24 protein-coding genes and 5 pseudogenes are annotated in these 23,105 nt (G+C 48.6%); 17 read left to right on the top strand and 12 right to left on the bottom strand.

Annotated features, from left to right (window positions below; all coding sequences use genetic code 11):
- Positions 1–83: 83 nt before the first annotated feature.
- Together BHE85_RS21125 and BHE85_RS21120 are read right to left on the bottom strand one after the other, a co-directional pair.
- Complete coding sequence (locus tag BHE85_RS21125; RefSeq protein WP_000755096.1) at positions 84–557, bottom strand: CS1 type fimbrial major subunit; 474 nt, start codon at positions 555–557, stop codon at positions 84–86.
- Positions 558–586: 29 nt separating this feature from the next.
- A pseudogene (locus tag BHE85_RS21120) lies at positions 587–1,303 on the bottom strand (fimbria/pilus periplasmic chaperone).
- A 295-nt stretch (positions 1,304–1,598) separates the two neighbouring features.
- On the opposite strand from BHE85_RS21120, the gene exuR reads away from it, so the two are divergent.
- The 12 genes and pseudogenes from exuR to BHE85_RS21065 all read left to right on the top strand — a co-directional run bounded on the left by exuR (position 1,599) and on the right by BHE85_RS21065 (position 8,130).
- Positions 1,599–2,375, top strand: a complete 777-nt coding sequence (gene exuR / locus BHE85_RS21115) for a transcriptional regulator ExuR (protein ID WP_000406488.1) — start codon at positions 1,599–1,601, stop codon at positions 2,373–2,375.
- Positions 2,376–2,614: 239 nt separating this feature from the next.
- Positions 2,615–2,698, top strand: a complete 84-nt coding sequence (gene yqiM / locus BHE85_RS27860; RefSeq protein ID WP_211180508.1) for a protein YqiM — start codon at positions 2,615–2,617, stop codon at positions 2,696–2,698.
- A gap of 21 nt (positions 2,699–2,719) precedes the next feature.
- Positions 2,720–3,382 carry a DedA family general envelope maintenance protein YqjA gene (gene yqjA / locus BHE85_RS21110; RefSeq protein ID WP_000422149.1) on the top strand — a complete coding sequence of 221 codons (663 nt, stop codon included), beginning with the start codon at positions 2,720–2,722 and terminating at the stop codon, positions 3,380–3,382.
- Positions 3,383–3,385: 3 nt separating this feature from the next.
- Positions 3,386–3,769: an EnvZ/OmpR regulon moderator MzrA gene (mzrA, locus tag BHE85_RS21105; protein WP_001166768.1), complete on the top strand. Its 384-nt coding sequence runs from the start codon at positions 3,386–3,388 to the stop codon at positions 3,767–3,769.
- Positions 3,770–3,915: 146 nt separating this feature from the next.
- Positions 3,916–4,284, top strand: a complete 369-nt coding sequence (gene yqjC / locus BHE85_RS21100; RefSeq protein WP_001297156.1) for a DUF1090 family protein YqjC — start codon at positions 3,916–3,918, stop codon at positions 4,282–4,284.
- A 37-nt stretch (positions 4,285–4,321) separates the two neighbouring features.
- Positions 4,322–4,627, top strand: a complete 306-nt coding sequence (locus BHE85_RS21095) for a DUF883 family protein (protein WP_000031415.1) — start codon at positions 4,322–4,324, stop codon at positions 4,625–4,627.
- Between the two features lie 2 nt (positions 4,628–4,629).
- A complete protein-coding gene (locus tag BHE85_RS21090; RefSeq protein WP_000785722.1) occupies positions 4,630–5,034 on the top strand; it encodes a phage holin family protein in 405 nt (134 codons plus the stop codon).
- Entirely contained in the window at positions 5,024–5,323 is a 300-nt protein-coding gene (locus tag BHE85_RS21085; protein WP_000096086.1) for a YqjK-like family protein, read from the top strand. Before BHE85_RS21090 ends, BHE85_RS21085 begins: the two co-directional genes overlap by 11 nt.
- Before the next feature lie 185 nt (positions 5,324–5,508).
- Positions 5,509–5,901 (top strand): DoxX family protein, encoded by a 393-nt coding sequence (locus BHE85_RS21080; protein ID WP_000732231.1) that lies wholly within the window; start codon positions 5,509–5,511, stop codon positions 5,899–5,901.
- Positions 5,902–5,983: 82 nt separating this feature from the next.
- Positions 5,984–6,874, top strand: a pseudogene (gene yqjG, locus BHE85_RS21075) (glutathionyl-hydroquinone reductase YqjG); the annotation flags it as partial.
- A 292-nt stretch (positions 6,875–7,166) separates the two neighbouring features.
- Positions 7,167–7,532: a DUF805 domain-containing protein gene (locus BHE85_RS21070; protein WP_000384145.1), complete on the top strand. Its 366-nt coding sequence runs from the start codon at positions 7,167–7,169 to the stop codon at positions 7,530–7,532.
- Between the two features lie 241 nt (positions 7,533–7,773).
- Positions 7,774–8,130, top strand: a complete 357-nt coding sequence (locus BHE85_RS21065; RefSeq protein WP_001198785.1) for a DUF805 domain-containing protein — start codon at positions 7,774–7,776, stop codon at positions 8,128–8,130.
- A 50-nt stretch (positions 8,131–8,180) separates the two neighbouring features.
- Here the strand turns inward: BHE85_RS21065 and yhaJ are convergent, their stop codons facing one another.
- Positions 8,181–9,077, bottom strand: coding sequence for a DNA-binding transcriptional regulator YhaJ (gene yhaJ / locus BHE85_RS21060; RefSeq protein WP_001041010.1), 897 nt, complete (start codon positions 9,075–9,077; stop codon positions 8,181–8,183).
- 104 nt (positions 9,078–9,181) lie between these two features.
- On the opposite strand from yhaJ, the gene BHE85_RS21055 reads away from it, so the two are divergent.
- Entirely contained in the window at positions 9,182–9,883 is a 702-nt protein-coding gene (locus BHE85_RS21055; RefSeq protein WP_000633577.1) for a pirin family protein, read from the top strand.
- 22 nt (positions 9,884–9,905) lie between these two features.
- Positions 9,906–10,070 (top strand): protein YhaL, encoded by a 165-nt coding sequence (gene yhaL, locus BHE85_RS21050; protein WP_001295544.1) that lies wholly within the window; start codon positions 9,906–9,908, stop codon positions 10,068–10,070.
- Positions 10,071–10,203: 133 nt separating this feature from the next.
- On the opposite strand, the gene cyuA is transcribed toward yhaL, so the two are convergent.
- From cyuA to tdcA, 9 genes and pseudogenes are all read right to left on the bottom strand, one after another.
- Complete coding sequence (cyuA, locus tag BHE85_RS21045) at positions 10,204–11,514, bottom strand: cysteine desulfidase (RefSeq protein WP_000460522.1); 1,311 nt, start codon at positions 11,512–11,514, stop codon at positions 10,204–10,206.
- 27 nt (positions 11,515–11,541) lie between these two features.
- Positions 11,542–12,874: pseudogene (locus tag BHE85_RS21040) on the bottom strand (SLC5/6 family protein).
- 273 nt (positions 12,875–13,147) lie between these two features.
- Positions 13,148–14,512, bottom strand: a complete 1,365-nt coding sequence (gene tdcG / locus BHE85_RS21035) for an L-serine ammonia-lyase (RefSeq protein WP_000622099.1) — start codon at positions 14,510–14,512, stop codon at positions 13,148–13,150.
- Positions 14,513–14,583: 71 nt separating this feature from the next.
- Entirely contained in the window at positions 14,584–14,973 is a 390-nt protein-coding gene (locus BHE85_RS21030; RefSeq protein WP_000719990.1) for an enamine/imine deaminase, read from the bottom strand.
- 13 nt (positions 14,974–14,986) lie between these two features.
- Positions 14,987–17,281, bottom strand: a complete 2,295-nt coding sequence (tdcE, locus tag BHE85_RS21025; RefSeq protein WP_000861723.1) for a 2-ketobutyrate formate-lyase/pyruvate formate-lyase — start codon at positions 17,279–17,281, stop codon at positions 14,987–14,989.
- A gap of 33 nt (positions 17,282–17,314) precedes the next feature.
- Positions 17,315–18,522 (bottom strand): annotated as a pseudogene (gene tdcD / locus BHE85_RS21020) (propionate kinase).
- A 25-nt stretch (positions 18,523–18,547) separates the two neighbouring features.
- Positions 18,548–19,879, bottom strand: a complete 1,332-nt coding sequence (gene tdcC / locus BHE85_RS21015) for a threonine/serine transporter TdcC (RefSeq protein WP_115785431.1) — start codon at positions 19,877–19,879, stop codon at positions 18,548–18,550.
- 21 nt (positions 19,880–19,900) lie between these two features.
- Positions 19,901–20,890 (bottom strand): bifunctional threonine ammonia-lyase/L-serine ammonia-lyase TdcB, encoded by a 990-nt coding sequence (tdcB, locus tag BHE85_RS21010; protein WP_000548347.1) that lies wholly within the window; start codon positions 20,888–20,890, stop codon positions 19,901–19,903.
- A 98-nt stretch (positions 20,891–20,988) separates the two neighbouring features.
- Positions 20,989–21,927, bottom strand: coding sequence for a transcriptional regulator TdcA (tdcA, locus tag BHE85_RS21005; protein WP_000104209.1), 939 nt, complete (start codon positions 21,925–21,927; stop codon positions 20,989–20,991).
- Positions 21,928–22,241: 314 nt separating this feature from the next.
- Here tdcA and tdcR point away from each other — a divergent pair, with 314 nt between their 5' ends.
- From tdcR to BHE85_RS20990, 3 genes and pseudogenes are all read left to right on the top strand, one after another.
- The gene (tdcR, locus tag BHE85_RS27855) at positions 22,242–22,460 is read left to right on the top strand and encodes a transcriptional activator TdcR (protein ID WP_001390702.1); all 219 of its coding nucleotides are present in this window, start codon (positions 22,242–22,244) and stop codon (positions 22,458–22,460) included.
- A 255-nt stretch (positions 22,461–22,715) separates the two neighbouring features.
- Positions 22,716–22,895 (top strand): annotated as a pseudogene (locus tag BHE85_RS20995) (hypothetical protein); the annotation flags it as partial.
- A 45-nt stretch (positions 22,896–22,940) separates the two neighbouring features.
- The coding region (locus tag BHE85_RS20990) for an IS1 family transposase (RefSeq protein WP_047664789.1) at positions 22,941–23,105 on the top strand (165 nt) is incomplete at its 3' end.

The following is a 23,105-nucleotide window of genomic DNA, read 5'->3' as shown; positions in this document are numbered from 1 at the left end:
TCAATCATCTGTACTCCAATGACTAGTCTAAAAACTAGTATTAAGACTATCACTTATTTAAGTGATACTGGTTGTCTGGAGATTCAGGGGGCCAGTCTAATGCCTGTCTCCAGAACACCTTTGGTGGTTTGAGCAAACATCAGGTTTTTAGCCAGAGAACCGTTAGTTAACGCATCGGAAGCAAAGATTTTGGTTGCGGTAAAAGTGGTTGCCGCATCAGCTTTAATTTCTTCACCGCCCCAGGTTACTGTCAGCGGAACAATCTTGCTAGCATCCAGGCTTTGAACCAGTTGCGCCGGGGAAACTAACTGCATTTTTACATCTTTGGTAACGTCGTTAGACCAGATTTTGGTCATCAACTGGTAAGATTGCAGACCCTGCCCCGGCAGATATTGCATTTCTACTGCTTTCGGCAACGCGGTGTTATCGGTCTGTGTCATATCCAGAGCGGCATCAACGTTGGCCGTTACAGTAATATCCTTTTGTACTGCCAATGCGGAGCCTGCAACAGAAAACATCGCTGCGACCAGAAGAGATTTTGCAAATACCTTTTTCATTACTATTCCTTCGTTTATTACAATGATAATTAATGGACCGCCAGTTCAAACTCGCCATTATCTTTGGTGATCCAGTTATTATATTTGACAACGATTTTGTCGTAGCCAGATATGCTTTCAAGATTTCTTTCCTGACCAGGGAAGATGTTTTTATTTACGGTCTGTATCTTACAATTTTCTTTGCTATTATTTTTACAATAAGCGATCGTTAAAATCTTTAAGCGTTGATTCCCTGCATTAACTAATTTTTGGGCAGCATTTACTTCTAACTTAGCAATAGGTTGCTGAGGTGGAACACTAACAACAATCCCCCAAATTAAGCTAACAGTTAACTGCATAGAGAAATCTTTTTTATCTGTGGCAACGTCATCAATACTGGGAACCGCTTCAAATTTAACGCGTTAATTTTTTTCTTTTTGCTCTGGTTCCATTGCAACAAAGCGCACAGTTTTGCTACTACCGGCTGGTAAAGCGAATTTAGGTGGCATAACAACCAGATGATTTGCATCACCGGATTTAATCTCAACTTCATTTTCCTGAGGCGTCGATGGATTATCGATACGGAATACTGTCGCCTTGATGTACTGAACTTCATTACTTTTAGATATTACGCGAACGTTGCCTTCATCCTGACTATTAATGGAAACAGCCATAGGATAAACAGTCATATTTGACTGTGCCAAAAAAGGAGCGAACACGAATAAAAGCGGCGCAAGCCGTGATAAGAGATTAATTTTCGCCACCATATAAATTTGATCTTACAATATTGTTTCCAAAAAGTTGGTGTATTAGAGATGTAGATTTATTGTAAGTCAATATAAAAAAGCATTTTTAGTTAATATTAAATTTAAAGGCTGGGAATTAACTTGCTGAAATTTAGTAGCTTTCACAATGACGATACTTATTTTTTAGGAATTTATAAATATTCACAATATTAATTCAATACATTAATTCAATCACCAAATTTATATATGACCAATGGCATACCCATGAATAAAGTGGTATGATAACTTCGTCCGCATTCCACTCCGGGAGACGCATATGGAAATCACTGAACCACGCCGTTTGTATCAACAACTTGCCGCTGACCTGAAAGAGCGCATTGAACAGGGCGTCTATCTGGTGGGTGATAAACTGCCTGCCGAACGCTTTATTGCCGATGAAAAGAACGTCAGCCGAACGGTAGTTCGTGAAGCCATCATCATGCTGGAAGTTGAAGGCTATGTGGAGGTGCGTAAAGGTTCAGGTATTCATGTGGTTTCCAACCAGCCGCGCCATCAGCAGGCGGCTGACAATAATATGGAATTCGCCAATTACGGTCCGTTTGAGTTGCTTCAGGCTCGCCAGCTCATCGAAAGTAATATTGCCGAGTTCGCGGCAACTCAGGTAACGAAACAAGACATCATGAAACTGATGGCCATTCAGGAACAGGCGCGCGGCGAACAATGCTTCCGTGATTCCGAGTGGGATTTACAGTTCCACATTCAGGTAGCCCTGGCGACGCAGAACTCCGCCCTGGCGGCCATCGTTGAAAAAATGTGGACCCAGCGTAGCCATAACCCGTACTGGAAAAAACTACACGAACACATTGATTCCCGTACCGTTGATAACTGGTGTGATGACCACGATCAAATTCTCAAGGCGTTAATTCGCAAAGATCCCCATGCTGCTAAGCTGGCAATGTGGCAGCATCTGGAAAACACCAAAATCATGTTATTTAACGAAACCAGCGACGATTTCGAGTTCAATGCCGACCGCTATCTATTCGCCGAAAACCCGGTAGTGCATCTCGATACGGCCACCAGTGGCAGTAAATGAAACTCCTGTCCGACAGGCGCTGCGACGCGCCTGTTCGCTTCGTCGGTAAGCGAAAAGTATAAAGTGTCAGCCTGTGTAAATCCTCTCGCCACCCTCCCCTGCATTCAGCAAAATCAGACTCCACGGACATGTAATTTTGATAACGAACAACGTTGACCTTTGTTACAATTAGATTCAATTTGAATTTATGTTTTTGAATGCTTTCTTATCTCACGATTTAACAGGGAATAGTTCAGGCTGTGTTGATGTATCAAACCCGCAGAACATACCAAAACAGCAATAACATTGCGGTAGTGCATCTTTTAAAACCAGCGTGGCGTTAACCGATTCACCAGGAATAATGAATGGAACTTTTGACCCAATTGCTGCAAGCCCTGTGGGCGCAGGATTTTGAAACCCTGGCCAATCCATCGATGATTGGCATGTTGTATTTTGTCTTGTTTGTAATTTTGTTCCTTGAAAACGGCTTGCTTCCAGCGGCCTTTTTACCGGGCGACAGTTTACTGGTATTGGTCGGCGTGTTGATTGCGAAAGGCGCGATGGGTTACCCGCAAACGATTCTGCTGCTGACCGTTGCCGCCAGCCTCGGCTGCTGGGTCAGCTATATTCAGGGGCGATGGCTGGGCAATACCCGCACCGTACAAAACTGGCTATCTCATTTACCCGCGCATTATCATCAACGCGCACACCATCTTTTTCATAAACACGGTTTATCGGCGCTGTTAATTGGTCGCTTTATTGCGTTTGTCAGAACACTGCTGCCGACGATTGCCGGGTTATCAGGGCTGAATAACGCGCGCTTTCAGTTTTTCAACTGGATGAGCGGTCTGCTGTGGGTATTGATCCTGACAACTCTGGGTTACATGCTCGGCAAAACGCCGGTATTTTTAAAGTACGAGGACCAGCTGATGTCATGCCTGATGCTGCTCCCGGTGGTGCTGCTGGTGTTTGGCCTGGCAGGTTCTCTGGTCGTGTTATGGAAAAAGAAATATGGAAATCGGGGGTAAGGGATGCAAATACCTCGCATGTCGCTTCGCCAGCTAGCCTGGTCCGGCACTGTTTTACTTCTGGTCGGCACGCTGTTGCTGGCCTGGTCCGCGGTTCGCCAGCAAGAGTCTACGCTGGCGATTCGTGCCGTTCATCAAGGCACAACGATGCCAGACGGTTTTTCGATCTGGCATCACCTTGACGCTCATGGCATTCCTTTCAAAAGTATCACCCCCAAAAACGACACTCTGTTAATTACATTTGACTCCAGCGACCAGAGCGCCGCCGCAAAAGCGGTCCTCGACAGAACATTGCCCCATGGCTACATCATTGCGCAGCAGGACAATAACAGTCAGGCTATGCAGTGGCTGACCCGGTTACGGGATAACTCTCATCGCTTCGGATAACTTCCTGTTATCCGAAACATATCACTCACTTTGGTGATTTCACCGTAACTGTCTATGATTAATGAGGCGGTGGTTAACACTACCGCTTCGTTGTCTGGACAATCGTTCCTTTGTAACAGGTCCGAATCACAATGGAAGGTTCAAGAATGAAATACCGCATCGCTTTAGCTGTTTCTCTCTTTGCTCTTAGTGCCGGTAGTTATGCCACTACCCTGTGTCAGGAAAAGGAGCAAAATATCCTTAAGGAGATCAGCTATGCCGAAAAACACCAAAACCAGAATCGTATTGACGGTCTGAATAAAGCCCTGAGTGAAGTCCGGGCCAACTGTTCAGATAGCCAGCTGCGTGCCGATCATCACAAGAAAATCGCAAAGCAGAAAGATGAGGTGGCGGAACGCCAGCAAGATTTAGCCGAGGCGAAGCAAAAAGGCGATGCCGATAAGATTGCCAAACGCGAACGGAAACTGGCAGAAGCGCAGGAAGAGCTGAAAAAGCTGGAAGCGCGCGACTACTAACTCACAATAGTCACTACTTACTCACCTGGAGAAAACTATGTCAAAAGAACACACTACGGAACATCTGCGTGCTGAGTTGAAATCCCTTTCCGATACGCTGGAAGAGGTGCTTAGCTCATCTGGCGAGAAGTCGAAAGAAGAGTTGAGTAAGATTCGTAGCAAAGCGGAGCAGGCACTGAAACAGAGCCGTTATCGCCTGGGTGAAACCGGTGATGCCATCGCCAAACAAACCCGTGTCGCGGCGGCGCGTGCTGATGAGTATGTGCGTGAAAATCCGTGGACCGGCGTGGGAATTGGCGCTGCAATCGGTGTAGTGCTCGGCGTTCTGCTGTCGCGTCGTTAATTATGGCGGACACTCATCACGCGCAAGGGCCCGGTAAAAGCGTTCTGGGCATCGGGCAGCGAATTGTTTCCATCATGGTTGAAATGGTGGAAACACGTCTGCGGCTGGCGGTGGTGGAGCTGGAAGAGGAAAAAGCTAATCTCTTTCAACTTTTACTGATGCTGGGCCTGACGATGCTTTTCGCTGCATTTGGTCTTATGAGCCTGATGGTGCTAATTATTTGGGCGGTTGATCCGCAATATCGCCTGAATGCGATGATTGCCACCACCGTGGTGTTGCTGCTACTGGCACTGATTGGCGGTATCTGGACGTTACGTAAATCGCGTAAATCCACCTTGCTGCGCCATACACGCCATGAGCTGGCAAACGATCGGCAACTGCTCGAGGAGGAGTCCCGTGAGCAGTAAAGTCGAACGTGAACGACGTAAGGCGCAACTGCTTAGCCAGATCCAGCAACAACGGCTGGATCTTTCCGCCAGTCGTCGTGAATGGCTGGAGGCAACAGGCGCTTACGATCGTCGCTGGAATATGCTGCTAAGTCTGCGCTCCTGGGCGCTGGTTGGCAGTAGCGTGATGGCGATCTGGACGATTCGCCATCCTAATATGCTGGTCCGCTGGGCCAGACGCGGTTTTGGCGTATGGAGCGCCTGGCGTCTGGTTAAAACGACCCTCAAGCAGCAACAGCTTCGCGGTTAACTTCCCTCTGGCCGGAGCCATTCCGGCCCTATCCCTCAAATTTTTTGAAGATTTTTGACAGTTTTCCTTGCTAACAATCATCATTCACCACGTTTATGATTCTCTCCATCGACAGCAACGACGCTAATACCGCGCCCTTGCACAAAAAAACAATCAGCAGCCTGAGTGGCGCAGTGGAGAGTATGATGAAAAAATTAGAAGATGTTGGTGTACTGGTAGCGCGCATTTTAATGCCGATTCTGTTTATTACCGCAGGCTGGGGAAAAATCACCGCTTACTCTGGTACCCAACAATATATGGAAGCAATGGGTGTCCCGGGTTTTATGCTGCCGCTGGTGATTCTGCTCGAGTTCGGTGGTGGTCTGGCAATCCTGTTCGGTTTCCTGACTCGCACCACAGCCCTGTTTACTGCGGGCTTTACGCTGCTGACGGCATTTTTATTTCACAGCAAGTTTGCTGAAGGCGTCAACTCGCTGATGTTCATGAAAAACCTGACAATTTCTGGCGGATTCCTGCTGCTGGCAATTACCGGTCCGGGCGCGTATAGCATCGACCGCCTGCTGAATAAAAAGTGGTAAGCACGCGCTATACTTAACGATAAAAAACGAGGAGGAAGCTCCTCGTTTTTGCTATTGGAGGAGAGAAAAATGGGGCAACTGATTGACGGCGTCTGGCATGACACCTGGCCCCACTGGCACAGGCGGTTTTATCGCAGAGAAAGATCGTTATCATCTCTATGTTTCACTCGCCTGCCCGTGGGCGCACCGCACGCTGATCATGCGCAAACTCAAAGGACTGGAACCGTTTATTTCCGTTTCCGTAGTGAACCCGCTGATGCTGGAAAACGGCTGGACCTTTGATGACAGTTTTCCGGGAGCAACCGGAGATACGCTCTATCAACATGAATTTCTGTATCAGCTTTATCTCCACGCCGATCCACACTACAGCGGACGAGTTACTGTTCCCGTGCTGTGGGACAAAAAGAACCACACCATTGTCAGCAACGAATCAGCAGAAATCATCCGCATGTTCAATACCGCGTTTGATGCGCTGGGCGCAAAAGCGGGTGATTACTACCCACCAGCCCTGCAAACGAAAATTGACGAACTTAACGGCTGGATTTATGACACCGTTAACAACGGCGTGTATAAAGCTGGTTTTGCCACCAGCCAGCAAGCCTACGACGAGGCGGTGGCGAAAGTGTTTGAATCGCTGGCGCGACTGGAGCAGATTTTAGGCCAGCATCGTTACCTGACCGGCAACCAGCTAACCGAAGCCGATATTCGCCTGTGGACTACGCTGGTGCGTTTTGATCCAGTGTATGTGACCCACTTCAAGTGTGATAAGCACCGCATCAGCGATTACCTGAATCTGTATGGCTTCCTGCGCGATATCTACCAGATGCCGGGGATCGCCGAAACTGTCAATTTCGATCACATCCGTAATCATTACTTCCGCAGCCATAAGACCATCAACCCTACGGGGATTATTTCAATTGGTCCGTGGCAGGATCTCGATGAACCGCATGGACGAGATGTTCGCTTCGGTTAAAAAAAGGCACCTTACGAGGTGCCTCTGATAATTAGCTAAGTGCATGTTGTTCATGTCGGATGCGGCGTGAACGCCTTATCAAACCTACAAAACGTTTATATTCAATATGTTAAAATGACCGCGTAGGCCAGATAAGCGTAGCGCATCTGGCGATTTTGCGCTTGTCATCAGTCTTAGCGCACCTTCACGGCACTTTATTAATTCCTTGAACGAATATTTACTGCCATTTCATTCACGTCTATTCTTAATTTGCTGCTTTAAAAACAAGTGATTGAGCAAAATTGAGGCAAAAATGGACTGGTATCTGAAAGTACTAAAAAATTATGTCGGTTTCCGGGGTCGTGCGCGGCGCAAAGAGTACTGGATGTTTATTCTGGTCAACATCATCTTTACGTTCGTGCTGGGGCTGCTGGATAAAATGTTAGGCTGGCAACGCGCCGGTGGCGAAGGCATCCTGACGACAATCTACGGTATTCTGGTGTTTTTACCGTGGTGGGCGGTTCAGTTCCGCCGCCTGCACGACACCGACCGCTCGGCGTGGTGGGCACTGTTGTTCTTAATCCCGTTTATCGGCTGGCTTATTATCATCGTCTTTAACTGCCAGGCGGGTACGCCAGGCGAAAACCGCTTTGGACCAGATCCGAAACTGGAACCTTAAAACAAATCTGCTCGCCGGATGTCTGACTCATCCGGCTTTTATCATCATGTTGATGAATGAATAATTTACTAATGTTTATTTAAAATATTTCAATGTCGTTATATAAATTACCTATAAAAAACAACCATGTATTTATCTTAAATATCAAAACCTTTATAACATCCGAAAAAGAAAGATACGAATAGCATTTACACAATACCCGGAATAGACTTTCGTCACTTTTAATTAAAGGGATGTTTTTATGCAGTGGTATTTAGCCGTATTAAAAAATTATGTTGGTTTCTCTGGTCGCGCACGTCGTAAAGAGTACTGGATGTTTACTCTGATTAACGCCATCGTCGGCGCTATTATCAATGTCATTCAATTGATTTTAGGTTTAGAGTTTCCATTCCTTTCTCTCATTTACCTGGCAGCAACAATCATTCCGGTCATTGCTCTGTGTGTTCGTCGTCTGCACGATACTGACCGTTCAGGTGTGTGGGCGCTTCTCTATCTGGTACCGATCATTGGCTGGTTAGTTCTGTTTGTATTTGCCTGTTTAGAAGGCAATTCTGGCAGCAATCGTTACGGAAACGATCCTAAGTTTGGTTCAAATTAATCTTAGAATTGGGGCGATATTTCGCCCCTTTTTATTAACAATAATAAATATTATTTTCCGCTAAAAAGTTTGGGAATTTCCCGCAGACACCAGGATTTCGCTTCCCCCATACTGTCACGACGCCAGGCCATAATAATATCGATCTCGCTGGTCGATTCCGGGCTGACGACACGCAACCGCCCTTCCGCAATATCTTTTTCGACCATCGGATACGGCATCGTCGCCACGCCAAGCCCCGCCAGTAATGCCTGACGTTTATCTTCAATCGTGCTCACCGTTAAGCGCGGCTGTTTGTCCAGCAGCTGTACGGTCAACACCGGGCGCTCACGAGCGGTATCCGCTACCGCAATTCCACGATATTTCACGCGCGTCACTTCAGATAACGGTTCCGGCTCCTGATGAATCGGGTGATCAGGCGCGGCAACGTAGACGTTCATTAAGGTATAGAGCTTGCGCGAGTTGATCTCCGACGAGGAACGAAAATGCATATCCGGCGCGATAACGATATCCGCCCGCCCCTGCTCCAGTCGTTCCCACGCCCCCGCCAGCACTTCGGTGATGATTGCCAGTTGGGTATTGGCTTTTGCCGCCAGTTTGTCGATTAACGGGAAAAAGGCAGGTGTCGGTACCAGCGCCTCGGTCACAATGGTGAGATGCGTTTCCCAACCGCGCGCGAGGGCTTCCGCATCGGTAGTCAGTTTATCTGCTGCTTCCAGCAAAACGCGCCCTCGCTCCAGCAACATCCTCCCGACATTGGTGAATTTGGTGCGATGGCCCGAGCGGTCAAACAGCACCACATCCAGCTCTTCTTCCAGTTTTTGCATGGTGTAGCTAAGTGCGGAAGGCACGCGTCCCAGCTCATCCGCCGCCGCCGCAAAACTGCCCCGGCGATCGATCGCATCCATAACCCGTAGTGCTTCCAGCGTTAATGCCCTTTCTTTGGCCATTTCGTTCTCATTCAGGAAATTTGAACATACCGGGCAGAATATCTGGCTAACAATGTAGCGTCCAGCCCCTTACCATAAAAGGAAGTAAAGAGAGGTCAAGAATTATGATTACTACCCGAACTGCCAGGCAGTGTGGACAAGCAGACTACGGATGGTTGCAGGCCCGGTATACTTTTTCCTTTGGACACTACTTCGACCCGAAATTGTTAGGCTATGCCTCCCTGCGTGTGCTTAACCAGGAAGTGCTGGCCCCAGGTGCCGCCTTTCAGCCGCGAACCTATCCCAAAGTCGATATTTTAAATGTGATTCTGGATGGAGAAGCAGAGTATCGCGACAGCGAAGGCAATCATGTTCAGGCCAGCGCCGGTGAGGCGTTGCTGCTCTCTACCCAGCCGGGTGTCAGCTACAGCGAACACAATCTCAGCAAAGACAAACCGTTAACACGAATGCAGCTTTGGCTGGACGCCTGCCCGCAGCGAGAGAATCCGCTGATTCAAAAACTGGCGCTTAATATGGGCAAGCAGCAATTAATCGCCTCGCCAGAGGGTACGATGGGAAGCCTGCAATTACGCCAGCAAGTGTGGCTGCACCATATCGTGCTCGACAAAGGCGAAAGTGCGAATTTCCAGTTGCATGGGCCACGCGCGTATTTGCAATCGATTCACGGGAAATTTCATGCGCTTACGCATCATGAAGAGAAAGCGGCGCTGACCTGCGGTGATGGGGCGTTTATTCGTGACGAGGCTAACATTACGCTGGTTGCCGATTCCCCACTGCGCGCTTTGCTGATAGATTTGCCTGTCTAGTTGTTTTTACAGGGAGATGATGATGAGTAAAAAATCGGCCAAAAAGCGCCAGCCAGTGAAGCCCGTGGTGGCGAAAGAACCTGCTCGCACCGCCAAAAATTTTGGCTATGAAGAGATGTTGAGCGAGCTGGAAGCCATCGTCGCGGATGCTGAAACGCGTTTAGCCGAGGATGAAGCTACCGCGTAAAGACAGGTTGCCGGATGCGGCGAAAACGCCTTATCCGGCCTACAAAATCCAACAACATTAACGAATTAAACAACCCGTAGGCCGGATAAGGTGCGCCAGCATCGCATCCGGCACAATACTCAAAACCTGGCGTTTATCTGGCCTTGCTCGCCATAATCTCGATAATCTGCCGATCCGTTTGCTGCATCGAATGGCTTGCTAACGCACACAGGTTGGCAATCGACTGCTCAACATCATGCGCCACGATCCCTTCATTGCCGGTCACGGCGGTATCATCCAGCGCCATTAACACCGCTTTCCACGCAGCCGAAGCACTGGTCGAAACCTTCATCGCGCAGCTGTTCGACGCACCATCGCAAATCATGCCGCTGACATCGCCGATCATACTGCTGATCGCCATCGAGATAGTTTCATAACGCCCATCCACCAGCCATGCCATCCCAGCGGCGGCCCCCATTGCTGCGGTCGTTGCGGCACAAAGTGCAGACAAACGCGGTAACTGGTTATGGATGTAAATTGCGCTCAAATGAGAAAGCATCAGCGCACGCGCCAGTCGTTCATCATCCGCTCCGAAGTGTTCTGCTACAACCACCACAGGCATTGTTGCGGTGATCCCCTGGTTACCCGAGCCGGAGTTACTCATAGCCGGAAGCGTAGCGCCGCCCATACGCGCATCGGATGCCGCGCTGGTACGAATCACAATGGATGAAGAGAGATCTTTCGCCAGCAAACCGCGCTCGCACTGTTTTTCCAGCGTCGCGCCAATATGCAGCCCCCACTTACCGCTCAAACCTTCCTGCGATAACGCACAATTTAGCTTCGCGGAATCGAGAATAAAGCGGATCGCCGCAAACGGGACTTCATTGACGAACTTCAGGATCTCAGCCAGCGTCGTTCTGGAAAGCACCGTCAGCGGAGACTCTTGCTCGCCCTCTGCCACACACGCCTGCTGGGTAAACACCACACTATTGTGCGTCTCAATATGCACAATGTTGGTATGCCCGCCGACGATGGTGACACACGCCCACTTCTCACCGTTCCAGACTTTGGCGCGTGAGAAGAGGATTTCATTGCAAGGTTCCTGGATCTTAACGGAGACTTTCCCCGCCGCCAGCAGTGCTTTGGCATCGGCAATTGCCTGCGCAGTTGCGTCTTTCAGCACTTCCAGCCCGGCGTTGGCATTTCCACCTAACGCCCCCAGCGCCGCCGCAATCGGCAGCCCCACCATTCCCGTGCCGGGAACGGTGACGCCCAGACCGTTCTTCATCAGATTTGGCGAAACCCAGGCTTCTACACGTTCAACCGGACCTTCCAGTTCTGCCGCAGCAACCGCCGCCGCCAGCGCCAGTGAAATCGGTTCAGTACATCCCAGCGCCGGTTTTACTTCCTCCTGAACGGCGAGGATGTAACGCTGCCATAACGGATTTAAAGTCGAATCAAACATATTAAAAACCTTAAAATTTCAGGTAAATCAAGAAAATGCCAGGAACGGAGAAACACAAAGCAACAAACCAGTGACGATAATCAGGTACAGAGACATCCCTTTGTATTTGTGCAATGCCGGTACTTTGTAAACCAGCCACGCCGGGATCAGGCACCCTACCATGCCGAAAATCGGGCTACAGATAGAGGTGAAGCTCAACACCGGTGCGTTCAGTACGATGGCGCTCCAGGCCAGCAAAATGGCGAAAATCATGATGCCGCGCTGAACAAGATTTTCGTTAATCTTCTCGGCAGGCATCTTGCGACGCAGGATGTTCATTACGATCCCTTGCGTTGCTTCGCGAAAGCCTAAATAGACGCCAAAGAATGCAGTCATGACAGCAAAGATATTGAGAATGACGCTGACCACTTTCACCCACGCTGCGCCGTCACCGCTAATAAACTGTGCGGCAATCGCCAGCGCGGAAATATTCTGCTCGTAGGCTTTTACCGCTTCGTCATGTCCCATCGCCAGCGTGAACGACACGGCGTAGAAAAAGACGGTGACAAATAAAATGCCAAACGCGATATTCATTGCCCGCAATGCTTTATGCCGCGCCACTTCAATTGATTTTTCCCGCGAGCGATAAGAGATCACCATCGGGCTTAACGTCTGGATAAACAGAATCGACGTCAGGGTAAACGGCAGCGTAATAATGGCGTTTTTCACCAGCAGCCCCAGCGGCGGTAGCGAACCGACGTTATACAGATGCCACATTCCCACCATCGACACGCCCAGCGCAGCGACTACCAGCAGCTTGGTCAGCACCATGCCGGTCGAAATTTTGAATAACAATTTCTCGCCGCGTGAAGAGATCGCCACCAGAATGCAAATCAGTACCAGACCATAAAAGGGACTGTCTGACAGCACCCCTTCCGTCACGCCGAAGGTATGCAGATAGGAAGCACTATCGTTGGTGATGGCGGTGGAATAGACGAACATCCAAATCACCAGCATTACGAAATAGAGCGCACCTAACAGGATGCCCCAGTTTTTACCTAAATAACCGCTAATGACACTCGGGTAATCTTTACATTCTGTGTGATTCTGCCAGCGTATTAATAAACAACCGCTGAAACAGATACATTGCCGGGTAACCAATCACCGATGAGAGCAAAAATACCCACAATCCCATCAAACCGACCTGCACCGGGAGAAAAACAATCCCCGCGCCAATCGCCATCCCGATACTCATAATCACCCAGCCGGTGTCAGTACTGTCGAATTTGATCGCTTCTCGCCACTCGCTCTCACTCATTCCAGCACGACCCGCCGGGGTCGAAGCGTCTGCAATGACGCCTTTATTCGATGCAATTTCCATAATTTCTCGCTCAATATTTTGTAGGGCTTATTATTTTTTTCCGAGCCGCATCAAGGCGATATGCGGTCTACGTTTTTGCAGGCGAGTTATTAGAATAAAGAAATGATACGCGCGAGGTCAGAGAAAATCTTCACAATCAAGACTTTGAAATAACGGAGATGGATAAGAATTTTCTACTAAATTAATCGCAAGAGAATATTCATTCTCTATTTGCGGCAGATCACAAAAAAAGGTGCACATTTGTGCACCCAAGGATGAAAGCTGACAGCAATGTCAGCCGCAGACCACTTTAATGGCCAGTCCTCCGCGTGATGTTTCGCGGTATTTATCGTTCATATCTTTGCCGGTTTCATACATCGTCTCGATCACTTTATCGAGTGAAACACGCGGTGCCGAGGTGCGGCGCATCGCCATCCGCGCGGCGTTTACTGCTTTCACGGCATTAATGGCATTACGTTCAATGCACGGGATTTGTACCTGTCCGGCAACCGGATCGCAGGTCAGCCCAAGGTTATGCTCCATCGCGATTTCCGCCGCATTGCATACCTGCGCCGGACTGCCGCCCAGTAGTTCAGTTAACCCTGCCGCCGCCATTGAACAGGCCACGCCAATCTCCCCCTGACAGCCGACCTCCGCGCCAGAGATGGAGGCGTTCATTTTATACAGCGCGCCAATAGCCCCCGCTGCCAGAAAATAGCGGGCAATTGACCGCTCGTTTACCGGACGACGGAACTTATCGTAATAAGCCAGCACTGCCGGAATAATGCCGCACGCACCGTTAGTCGGTGCCGTTACCACGCGCCCGCCAGCTGCGTTTTCTTCACTAACCGCCAGCGCGTACATGTTGATCCAGTCGATGACATTCATCGGATCGTTAGAGATGTTATCGCTAGAAACCAGCTGACGACGCAGCGCTACGGCACGACGCGGCACATTGAGCGGACCAGGCAGCACGCCTTCAGTGTTCATCCCGCGTTCAATACCGTCATGCATCACTTGCCAGATACGGGCAAACCCTGCGTCAATTTCCGCTTTGCTGCGCAGCGCCAGCTCGTTGTGCATCATCAGGCCAGATATAGACAGGCCGTTGTAATCACACATTTTCAGCAGTTCACCTGCTGAGTGGAAATCGTAAGGTACGGACGTTTCGACATCGTGCGACAGGCCGAAGTGTTCTTCTTCGACAATAAACCCGCCGCCGACAGAGTAATAGGTTTTACTTAATAGCGCTTCCTGTCCCTTCCAGGCAGTGATCCGCATTCCGTTCTCATGGCGAGGCAACATTTCGGGATGGAAGATAATGTTCTTTGCTACAGGAAAATCAACAATATGCGCACCAGATGCCACTGGCAGCCGCCCGCTGCGCGTTACTAACTCTATAAATGCAGGGATCTCATCAATGACAACATCCTGCGGACTGTTTCCTGCCAGTCCCATGATAATGGCGACATCCGTGGCATGGCCTTTGCCCGTCAGTGACAACGCCCCATACAGATCGACCACAATATGGCTCGTCGCGGTTAATAAGCCGCTACTTTCCAGCCGATCAATAAAACTTTTTCCGGCATTCATTGGCCCCACGGTATGCGAACTGGAGGGACCAATCCCAATTTTGAAAATATCGAATGCACTAATCATATCCACACCCTCGGATTGCCGTTCAGTGAAGTGGAGCGGAACGACCTTGCGACCGTCCCGCTCACGAGGCTTTACGCACTACGTACTGCGATAGCTTCAATTTCCAGCTTCACATCTTTCGGCAAACGCGCAACCTGCACACAGCTCCGGGTCGGGTAGGTCGCCTGATGCTCATCGAAGAACTGCTTATAGACTTCATTGATGGTGGCAAAATCATTCAGATCGGTGATGAACACGGTCATCTTGATGATATCGCCCACGCTCAGCCCGGCAGCAACCACGATCGCTTTGACGTTTTCGAGGCTTAAACGCGCCTGATCTTGCACATCAGCCGGGATCTCACCGGTCTGCGGGCAAACCGGAATTTGCCCGGAGGTGAAGACCATGCTGCCTAAATCAACGCCCTGAACATAAGGGCCGATTGCGCCTGGGGCACGTTGCGTTTCGATAATCTTTTTCATACATCCTCCGGCGTCAGAGCGCCTGGGTAAAAGTACGTGAAATAACATCCTGTTGCTGTTCACGGGTCAGTGCGTTGAAGCGCACGGCGTAGCCAGAGACACGGATTGTCAGGTTAGGATATTTTTCCGGGTGCTCGATGGCATCCAGCAGCATTTCCCGATTCATTATGTTGACGTTGAGGTGTTGACCGCCTTCGACATCCGCTTCGTGGTGGAAATACCCATCCAGCAGGCCGACAAGGTTGGTTTTACGTACTGGATCTTCTTTGCCCAGCGCCGCAGGAACGATTGAGAAGGTGTACGAGATCCCATCTTTGGCGTAGGTGAACGGCAGTTTCGCCACCGACGTCAATGAGGCCACGGCACCTTTGCGGTCACGACCATGCATCGGGTTAGCGCCCGGCGCGAACGGTGTTCCGGCGCGACGACCGTCCGGCGTATTACCGGTTTTCTGGCCGTACACCACGTTAGAAGTGATAGTCAGAATCGACTGGGTAGGGACGGCGTTGCGATAGGTTGGCAGCGCTTTAATTTTCTTCATAAAGCGTTCAACCAGGTCGCAGGCAATGCTGTCTACGCGCTCGTCGTTGTTGCCGTACTGCGGATATTCACCGTCGATTTCAAAGTCCACCGCCAGGCCGTTTTCGTCACGGATTGGTTTCACGCGGGCATATTTGATGGCAGACAGGGAGTCCGTCGCCACCGACAGGCCCGCGATGCCGCATGCCATAGTGCGATAGACATCACGATCGTGCAGCGCCATCAGCGAAGCTTCGTAGCTGTACTTGTCGTGCATGTAGTGAATGATATTCAGCGCGCTGATGTACTGCACCGCCAGCCAGTCCATGAAGTGATCGAGGCTGTCCATCACTTTGTCGTAATCCAGCACGTCGTCCATCAGCGGTGCTGTTTTCGGCCCGACCTGAATCTTCAGCTTCTCGTCCACCCCGCCGTTAATTGCGTAGAGCAGCGTTTTCGCCAGGTTAGCGCGTGCACCAAAGAACTGCATTTGCTTACCAATCACCATTGGGCTGACGCAGCAGGCAATCGCGTAATCGTCGCTGTTGAAGTCAGTACGCATCAGATCGTCATTTTCATACTGCAAGGAAGAGGTGACGATCGACACCTGCGCGGCATATTTTTTGAAGGCAATCGGTAATTCTTCCGACCAAAGAATGGTCAGGTTAGGTTCCGGTGCCGGCCCCATAGTGTGCAGGGTGTGCAAATAGCGGAAGGAGTTTTTGGTCACCAGCGTACGACCGTCCAGCCCCATCCCGCCGATCACTTCCGTCGCCCAGATTGGGTCGCCGGAGAACAGCGAATCAAATTCCGGTGTACGCAGGAAGCGTACCATACGGATCTTCATGATGAAGTGATCGATCAGTTCCTGTGCCTGCTGCTCATTGAGTACGCCAGCTTCAAAGTCGCGCTCAATGTAGATATCGAGGAACGATGCCGTGCGGCCCAGCGACATCGCGCCGCCATTTTGCGATTTCACTGCCGCCAGATAAGCGAAGTAGAGCCACTGCACCGCTTCTTGCGCATTCTGCGCCGGGCGAGAGATATCAAAGCCATATTTCGCCGCCATTTCCTGAATCTGCAACAGCGCATGACGATGCTCTGCCAGCTCCTCACGCAGACGGATGGTGGCTTCCAGATCCTCGCCTTTTTCCAGACGAGACTGGAGATCGGCAAATTGCAGTTCGCGTTCACGTACCAGATAACTGATGCCATACAGCGCTACGCGGCGATAGTCACCGATAATGCGCCCACGGCCATAGCCATCTGGTAAACCGGTCAGCACGCCAGATTTACGGCAGCGCAGCATATCCGGTGAGTAAACATCAAATACGCCCTGGTTATGGGTTTTACGCAGATCGGTAAACAGATATTCAAATTCACTGTCCATTTCACGGCCATAGGCGTGGAATGAACTTTTAATCATATTAATGCCACCGAACGGGTGTAGCGCACGTTTCAACGGCGCATCCGTTTGCAGGCCAACAATTTTTTCCAGCGGCTGGTTAATATATCCCGCATCATGAGCGGTAATTGTGGTGGCAATATTGGTATCGAAATCAACCGGCGCGTGGGTTGCGTTTTCGATACGGATACCTTCCATTACTTTTTCCCACAATTCCGTGGTGGCAGGCGTCGCTTCGGCGAGGAAAGATTCATCGCCTTCATACGGTGTATAGTTATGTTGAATAAAATCGCGGACATTAATTTCGTTTTTCCAGTCCGTACCTTTAAAGCCAAGCCATGCGTCGGCGTACAGCTTATCGCTGGTATCAATATCTACCTTCATGAAAAATAATCTCTCTACAATACTTCAACTAAATTATGCAAATTCTGCGGGCGCGTTAACTTTGCCTAAATGAATGGCATCCAAAGCAATCATTTTTTCTTCGTTAGTCGGAATAACAGCGCAAATGACACGCGCATTTTCACTGGAAACAATTCGCTCACCACAGGAGTTAGAGCGATTATTCATTTCTGTATCAATCTCTACGCCTAATACAGCCAAATGTTCCATGACCAGACGACGAATTAAGCTTGAATTCTCTCCTATTCCGCCGGTGAATATAATTCCATCCAGGCGACGTAATGAAGCTGCGTGTCCGGCAATATGACGGCAATTCGGTGAACAAAGGTTTTAATTGCCAGTTGCGCGCGTTCGTGACCTTCATGCCAGGCTTTTTCCAGAACACGTAAATCCGAAGAAAGACCGGAAATACCTAATAATCCCGACTCTTTATTCACTACGCGTTCCAGGTCACCCAAGCTCTGGTTGGTTTGGCTGGCGACCCAGGACATCGCACCAAAATCGACATCGCCACTGCGGGTACCCATCATCAAGCCTTCCAGCGGCGTCATTCCCATTGAGGTGTCAACACTCTGACCGTTGCGAACTGCGCAGATTGACGCGCCATTGCCAAGATGCGCCACAACCAGGCCGGAGTCATCTTCCGCTAGATTCAGCAAAGAATGTGCGCGCTGGGAAACATAGCGGTGCGACGTGCCGTGGAAACCATAACGGCGTACACCTAACTCTTCATAATATTTCCACGGCAGGCCGTATAAATAAGCTTCCGGAGCCATCGTCTGGTGGAAACTGGTATCAAATACCGCCACCTGAGTTACGCCCGGAAATAATTGCTGCGCCGATTCAATACCACTTAAATTGGCGTAATTATGCAGGGGTGCCAGTGGAGAAACGCGACGGATATTATCAATGACCTCATCGGTAATAATGGCGGACTCGGTAAAAATACTGCCGCCGTGAGCGATGCGGTGGCCAATTAAGGCCACACTGTCATTTAAATTCCGTTTTTCCAGTTCAAATGCAATTGCCTTCAATGCACCTTCGTAGCTGTGGTGAGCCAGCGGTGCTGGCTCTCCCCCATTTACGGATAAGAATGCATTTTCTGAGTTAATACCGTCGGCAATACCTGACATTAATACTTCACAGTCGCTGGCATCGAGTACGGAAAACTTAATCGAAGACGAACCACAGTTAATAACCAAAACAACCGGAAATTCATTCATCTCTTTTCTCATCCTGAGTTACGGATTAAAACAGTTTGTATACGATGTTCAGGATGGTCAGCAGACCAATCACGGTAACAAACACGTTATCCAGACGACCACGGTATTTCGCCAGAGACGGTGCTTTACGGATGGCATACATCGGCAACAGGCACAGCAGGGATGCGATAATCGGTGCGCCCATGGCTTCAATAAGGTCGAGGATGTTCGGGTTGGCGTAGGCAACAACCCAGGTGGAGCCCATGATGAAGATCATGCTGATAGTGTTCAGTTTACCCAGCGACACTTTAGTTTTGTCGCCTTTATAACCGAACTTCAGAATCAGACCATTCAAGCCTTCCAGCGTCCCCAGATAGTGACCGAAGAAAGATTTGAAGATAGCCACGAGTGCGATGATGGAAGCCGCATATTCCAGTGTAATCGCGAACGTTGTTTTGGTACCGGTCATGGACGCAAAGTGGTTAGCCAGATAAGAAAGCACTGGAATATTCTGCGCTTTGGCTTCCGCCATGTTGGCCGGAGACAGCGTAAACAGGCAGCTAAAGGCAAAGAACATCACCACTGCAACCATCAGCATGCTGGCACGAGAAATGATTTGGGAACATTTACGTTCGGTGAAGTCGCGACCGAAGTCTTTCTCATACTCTTCACGTTTAGAAACCACGAAGGAAGAGACGATTGGCGAGAAGTTAAAGGAGAAAACCATGATGGAAATCCCCAGCCAGACAGTGATCAGGATACCGTCATGACCGGTTAACGACAGCGAACCGAGGTCAACCTGGTCGATAACTGCAGAGTTCCAGTAAGGGATCAGCGACAGAGAAATCAGCACCAGGCTGGCGATAAACGGCCATACCAGGTAGCTCATCACTTTAACCATCAGATCCTTACCAAACCAGATGACGAAAGCCATCAGCAGCAACAGGAACAGCGCCACAAAGCCGCGATTCAGCGGTGCAAATCCGAGCTGTTTTTCCCAGAACGTCATAAAGGTATTGGTAATAGTAACGCCATAAATCCACAGCAGTGGGCAAATCGCGAAGAAGTACAGGAACGTGATAACCACGCCGCCAGTTTTACCAAAATGCTCTTCCACCGTTTCCGTAATGTTGCCGGAAGGGTTAGAGCCAGAAAGACACAGACGCGCCAGCGCCCGGTGGCAATAAAATGCGATGGGGTATGCCAATACCAACATCAGAAGAATCGGGATCAGTCCGCCAAAACCTGCGCGGATAGGGAAGAACAGCACCCCGGCGCCGATTGCCGTACCAAACAAGCCTAACGTCCATGTGGTATCTGATTTACGCCAGGACGATTGTTTTGTCTGGCTGGATACAATGCTATCTGAAGTACTCATATCCTATCCTCAACGAATTAATTAAGCGTCAACGAAACCGGTGATTTGAGAGACGCGAGAAAGATCGATATTGCCGCCGGAAATAATACTGACGGTTTTTCTGTTTTGAATATATTGGTCTAATTTACCGCTTAATAATGCAGCACATGCCAGAGCACCTGCGCCTTCGGTGACGACTTTATTGCGCTGAATTAAGGCAATCATACTGTTTCTGATTTCGTCTTCGCTGACCAGCACGATGTCATCGACTAATTCACGAACGATTTCGTAAGTTAAATTACCCGGGCGGGAGACATCACAACCATCCGCCAGGGTGCCGGTAGTTCGGTGCGTGGTTATTTCTCCGGAGTGGAAAGAAGCCGCCATGCCGTGAACGTTTTCTGACTGTACGCCAATAACACGAATGGTCGGGTTAATAGATTTAATTGCCACCGCAATACCAGCAATTAAACCACCACCACCAATTGGCACAATCACGTTATCGACATCATAGAGATCTTCCATAATTTCCAGACCAATCGTTCCCTGGCCAGCAATCACTTTCGGATCATCGTAAGGTGGGATAAAAATACGACCTTCCATTTCGACAATTTCGCTCACTTTAGCGATAGTGTCGTTGAAGTTATCACCATGCAGAACGACTTCTGCGGAGTAGTCGCACGTTGCCGCTACTTTGGATTTTGGCGCACCTTTTGGCATCACCACTTTACCGTCGATACCCAGCATCGCGCAGGAGAGCGAAACCCCTTGCGCATGGTTGCCCGCAGAACAGGCCACCACGCCTTTGCGTTTTTCCGCATCGGTCAGTGAACTTAATTTATTAAATGCGCCACGAATTTTAAATGAACCCGTACGCTGCATATTTTCAAACTTCAGGAATATTTCACCTTTGCAACGTTCACTAAAATAGTTGGAGCGAGGCATGCCTGTTTTATAAATTCGCCCAGCCAGTCGTTGTTTCGCTTCAATAATATCATCAATAGCAACCGGCAGATCGTATGTAATATGCATTATAAAACCTCTTCGCCTGAATTAAATATGTAGATAACCGTAACCGACACCTGCAAAACAGACAGGTGGATTATTTATGTTTAAATAAAAACAAATAACTAACCAACTTCTATTAATAGCCTTCGTCTACACCCATTATAAGATGAATACTCTTTGGCTAATTCCACCAAAACCGATGCTGCTTTTTTAATACGATAATTTTTCGACCATACCGCGGCATATTGTGCCACAGGTAATGTTTCTTCAACTGGAATAGTAATAAATTGATTTGAACCAAAAGGTGACGTCATATCACAAGGAATTACAGTTAAGAAATCAGCATTGAGAACAAGATTATAAATTGTCACGACTGAGTCGGTTTTAACGATGTTTTCAATACTGATGCCATTTCTTTGTAACGTAGTAAGAAGCTCGCTGTAGTACCCCATATTGGTTTGTGGCAACACCCACTGTTCGTTCTTCAACGACTCCAGCGTGGTGGTGCCGGTGCATGTTCGGGACTTACTGGCTACCAGCACAAACTCGGACTCGAACAGCGGCTCAACATGTAAATCCTGAAGCTTCATTTCTGCACTTAACGTACCAATCGCAAAATCCAGTCGACCGTCGCGGATTGCCGGTAAGAACGAAGACAGTTGCGCTTCATACATAGAAACCTGCGCTTTCGGGAACACCTCTTTGAACTTGTTGATCATCCCTGACATAAAAGTAAAACCAATCAATGAAGGAAAACCAAATGAGACTTCCACCACCGCCTCAGAAGACATACCGCTTATCTCATTAACCATATTTTTCATTTCACGGGTAATGGATTCGGAACGGGAGAGTAACAATTGACCGGCAGGTGTTAATGTTACACCGGTATTTTTCCGCACCACTAATTCCACACCAAAATAATCTTCAATATCGTTAATGATTTTACTGACGGCCGGTTGAGTTAACCCTAATTCTTTTGCAGCCGAGCCGATAGAGCCACTTCTAATGACTTCCTGAAAGACTACCAGGTGCTGCGTTTTCGGAAGAAGAATAGTGCTCATAACGACCTACGTTAATTACCTCATTGACGGCATGAAGTGTATCAAAATGAAATGAACAGGATATGTGCGACCACTCACAAATTAACTTTCATTACTTTCCAGGGTATCGTTATTACAATTAAATATCTTTAAATATCAACAAGTTAAAACATAAAAATCAGCATAAACCCTGATTTTTATCAAAAAAAATGACGGGGATAACCATATTTTATGGCGATAACATCATTCGTTATGTGGTTAATACAAAAAAGGGGCTGAGACCATATTTCAAGCAATTACCGGATAATTACCAGGCAAAATTTGAGTTAAATTTAATGAGCAAGTTCTCAAATTTTATTATAAATAAACCATTTTCAGCGATAAATACTGCGGCACGTCACATTTTTTCACGCTATTTGTTGGAGAACAAACATTTATTTTATCAATATTTTAAAATTTCGAATACAGGTATTGATCATCTCGAACAATTGATTAACGTCAACTTTTTCTCTTCTGACAGGACGTCATTTTGTGAATGCAATCGTTTTCCATAAATTCTTCTCCCCTCATAGGCGACGAATAGCATTTTGTGTTGAGGATCACAAAACAAATAATTGCTGGTCGCCGCGATAAGGTCAGACGAAGTCAACAAGGGGAATTTTCACTGTGCTTTACATCAGCGTAGGACACAGAATGTTGCTTCGTTTACTGTAACGCCGGGTAAATGAGCGTTTTTTGATAGTGCGTAAGTGTCGTGCGAGGAAAATAAGCATCTATTATTGTTTGTCATGACGACAAGGCAGGCATCAATGAAAGGCTTCCCAATTGCACATATTTTTCACCCTTCAATCCCGCCAATGCACGCAGTGGTTAACAATCACAATAGAAATATTGATTATTGGACGGTAAAAAGAAAGTTTGCAGAAATTGTCTCCACCAATGACGTTAAAAAAATTTACAGTATAAGTAATGAACTGCGGGTAATGCTGCCAACTTACTGATTTAGTGTATGATGGTGATTTTAAGGTGCTTGCGTGGCTTCCATTTCCATCAGATGTCCTTCCTGCTCCGCTACTGAAGGCGTGGTGCGTAACGGCAAAAGCACTGCCGGACATCAGCGCTATCTCTGCTCTCATTGCCGTAAAACATGGCAACTACAGTTCACTTACACCGCCTCTCAGCCCGGTACGCACCAGAAA

It is taken from the genome of Shigella sp. FC1567 (genome assembly GCF_001743015.1).
GTDB classification, from domain to species: domain Bacteria; phylum Pseudomonadota; class Gammaproteobacteria; order Enterobacterales; family Enterobacteriaceae; genus Escherichia; species Escherichia coli.
This window is presented reverse-complemented; position numbering and strand designations above follow the sequence as displayed.

What these genes read in the sequence shown, in the direction of transcription:
- BHE85_RS21125 (WP_000755096.1), bottom strand. Translation starts at nt 557, where the DNA reads ATGAAAAAGGTATTTGCAAAATCTCTTCTGGTCGCAGCGATGTTTTCT.
- exuR (WP_000406488.1), top strand. Translation starts at nt 1,599, where the DNA reads ATGGAAATCACTGAACCACGCCGTTTGTATCAACAACTTGCCGCTGAC.
- yqjA (WP_000422149.1), top strand. Translation starts at nt 2,720, where the DNA reads ATGGAACTTTTGACCCAATTGCTGCAAGCCCTGTGGGCGCAGGATTTT.
- mzrA (WP_001166768.1), top strand. Translation starts at nt 3,386, where the DNA reads ATGCAAATACCTCGCATGTCGCTTCGCCAGCTAGCCTGGTCCGGCACT.
- yqjC (WP_001297156.1), top strand. Translation starts at nt 3,916, where the DNA reads ATGAAATACCGCATCGCTTTAGCTGTTTCTCTCTTTGCTCTTAGTGCC.
- BHE85_RS21095 (WP_000031415.1), top strand. Translation starts at nt 4,322, where the DNA reads ATGTCAAAAGAACACACTACGGAACATCTGCGTGCTGAGTTGAAATCC.
- BHE85_RS21090 (WP_000785722.1), top strand. Translation starts at nt 4,630, where the DNA reads ATGGCGGACACTCATCACGCGCAAGGGCCCGGTAAAAGCGTTCTGGGC.
- BHE85_RS21080 (WP_000732231.1), top strand. Translation starts at nt 5,509, where the DNA reads ATGAAAAAATTAGAAGATGTTGGTGTACTGGTAGCGCGCATTTTAATG.
- BHE85_RS21070 (WP_000384145.1), top strand. Translation starts at nt 7,167, where the DNA reads ATGGACTGGTATCTGAAAGTACTAAAAAATTATGTCGGTTTCCGGGGT.
- BHE85_RS21065 (WP_001198785.1), top strand. Translation starts at nt 7,774, where the DNA reads ATGCAGTGGTATTTAGCCGTATTAAAAAATTATGTTGGTTTCTCTGGT.
- yhaJ (WP_001041010.1), bottom strand. Translation starts at nt 9,077, where the DNA reads ATGGCCAAAGAAAGGGCATTAACGCTGGAAGCACTACGGGTTATGGAT.
- BHE85_RS21055 (WP_000633577.1), top strand. Translation starts at nt 9,182, where the DNA reads ATGATTACTACCCGAACTGCCAGGCAGTGTGGACAAGCAGACTACGGA.
- yhaL (WP_001295544.1), top strand. Translation starts at nt 9,906, where the DNA reads ATGAGTAAAAAATCGGCCAAAAAGCGCCAGCCAGTGAAGCCCGTGGTG.
- cyuA (WP_000460522.1), bottom strand. Translation starts at nt 11,514, where the DNA reads ATGTTTGATTCGACTTTAAATCCGTTATGGCAGCGTTACATCCTCGCC.
- tdcG (WP_000622099.1), bottom strand. Translation starts at nt 14,512, where the DNA reads ATGATTAGTGCATTCGATATTTTCAAAATTGGGATTGGTCCCTCCAGT.
- BHE85_RS21030 (WP_000719990.1), bottom strand. Translation starts at nt 14,973, where the DNA reads ATGAAAAAGATTATCGAAACGCAACGTGCCCCAGGCGCAATCGGCCCT.
- tdcE (WP_000861723.1), bottom strand. Translation starts at nt 17,281, where the DNA reads ATGAAGGTAGATATTGATACCAGCGATAAGCTGTACGCCGACGCATGG.
- tdcC (WP_115785431.1), bottom strand. Translation starts at nt 19,879, where the DNA reads ATGAGTACTTCAGATAGCATTGTATCCAGCCAGACAAAACAATCGTCC.
- tdcB (WP_000548347.1), bottom strand. Translation starts at nt 20,890, where the DNA reads ATGCATATTACATACGATCTGCCGGTTGCTATTGATGATATTATTGAA.
- tdcA (WP_000104209.1), bottom strand. Translation starts at nt 21,927, where the DNA reads ATGAGCACTATTCTTCTTCCGAAAACGCAGCACCTGGTAGTCTTTCAG.
- tdcR (WP_001390702.1), top strand. Translation starts at nt 22,242, where the DNA reads ATGAGCAAGTTCTCAAATTTTATTATAAATAAACCATTTTCAGCGATA.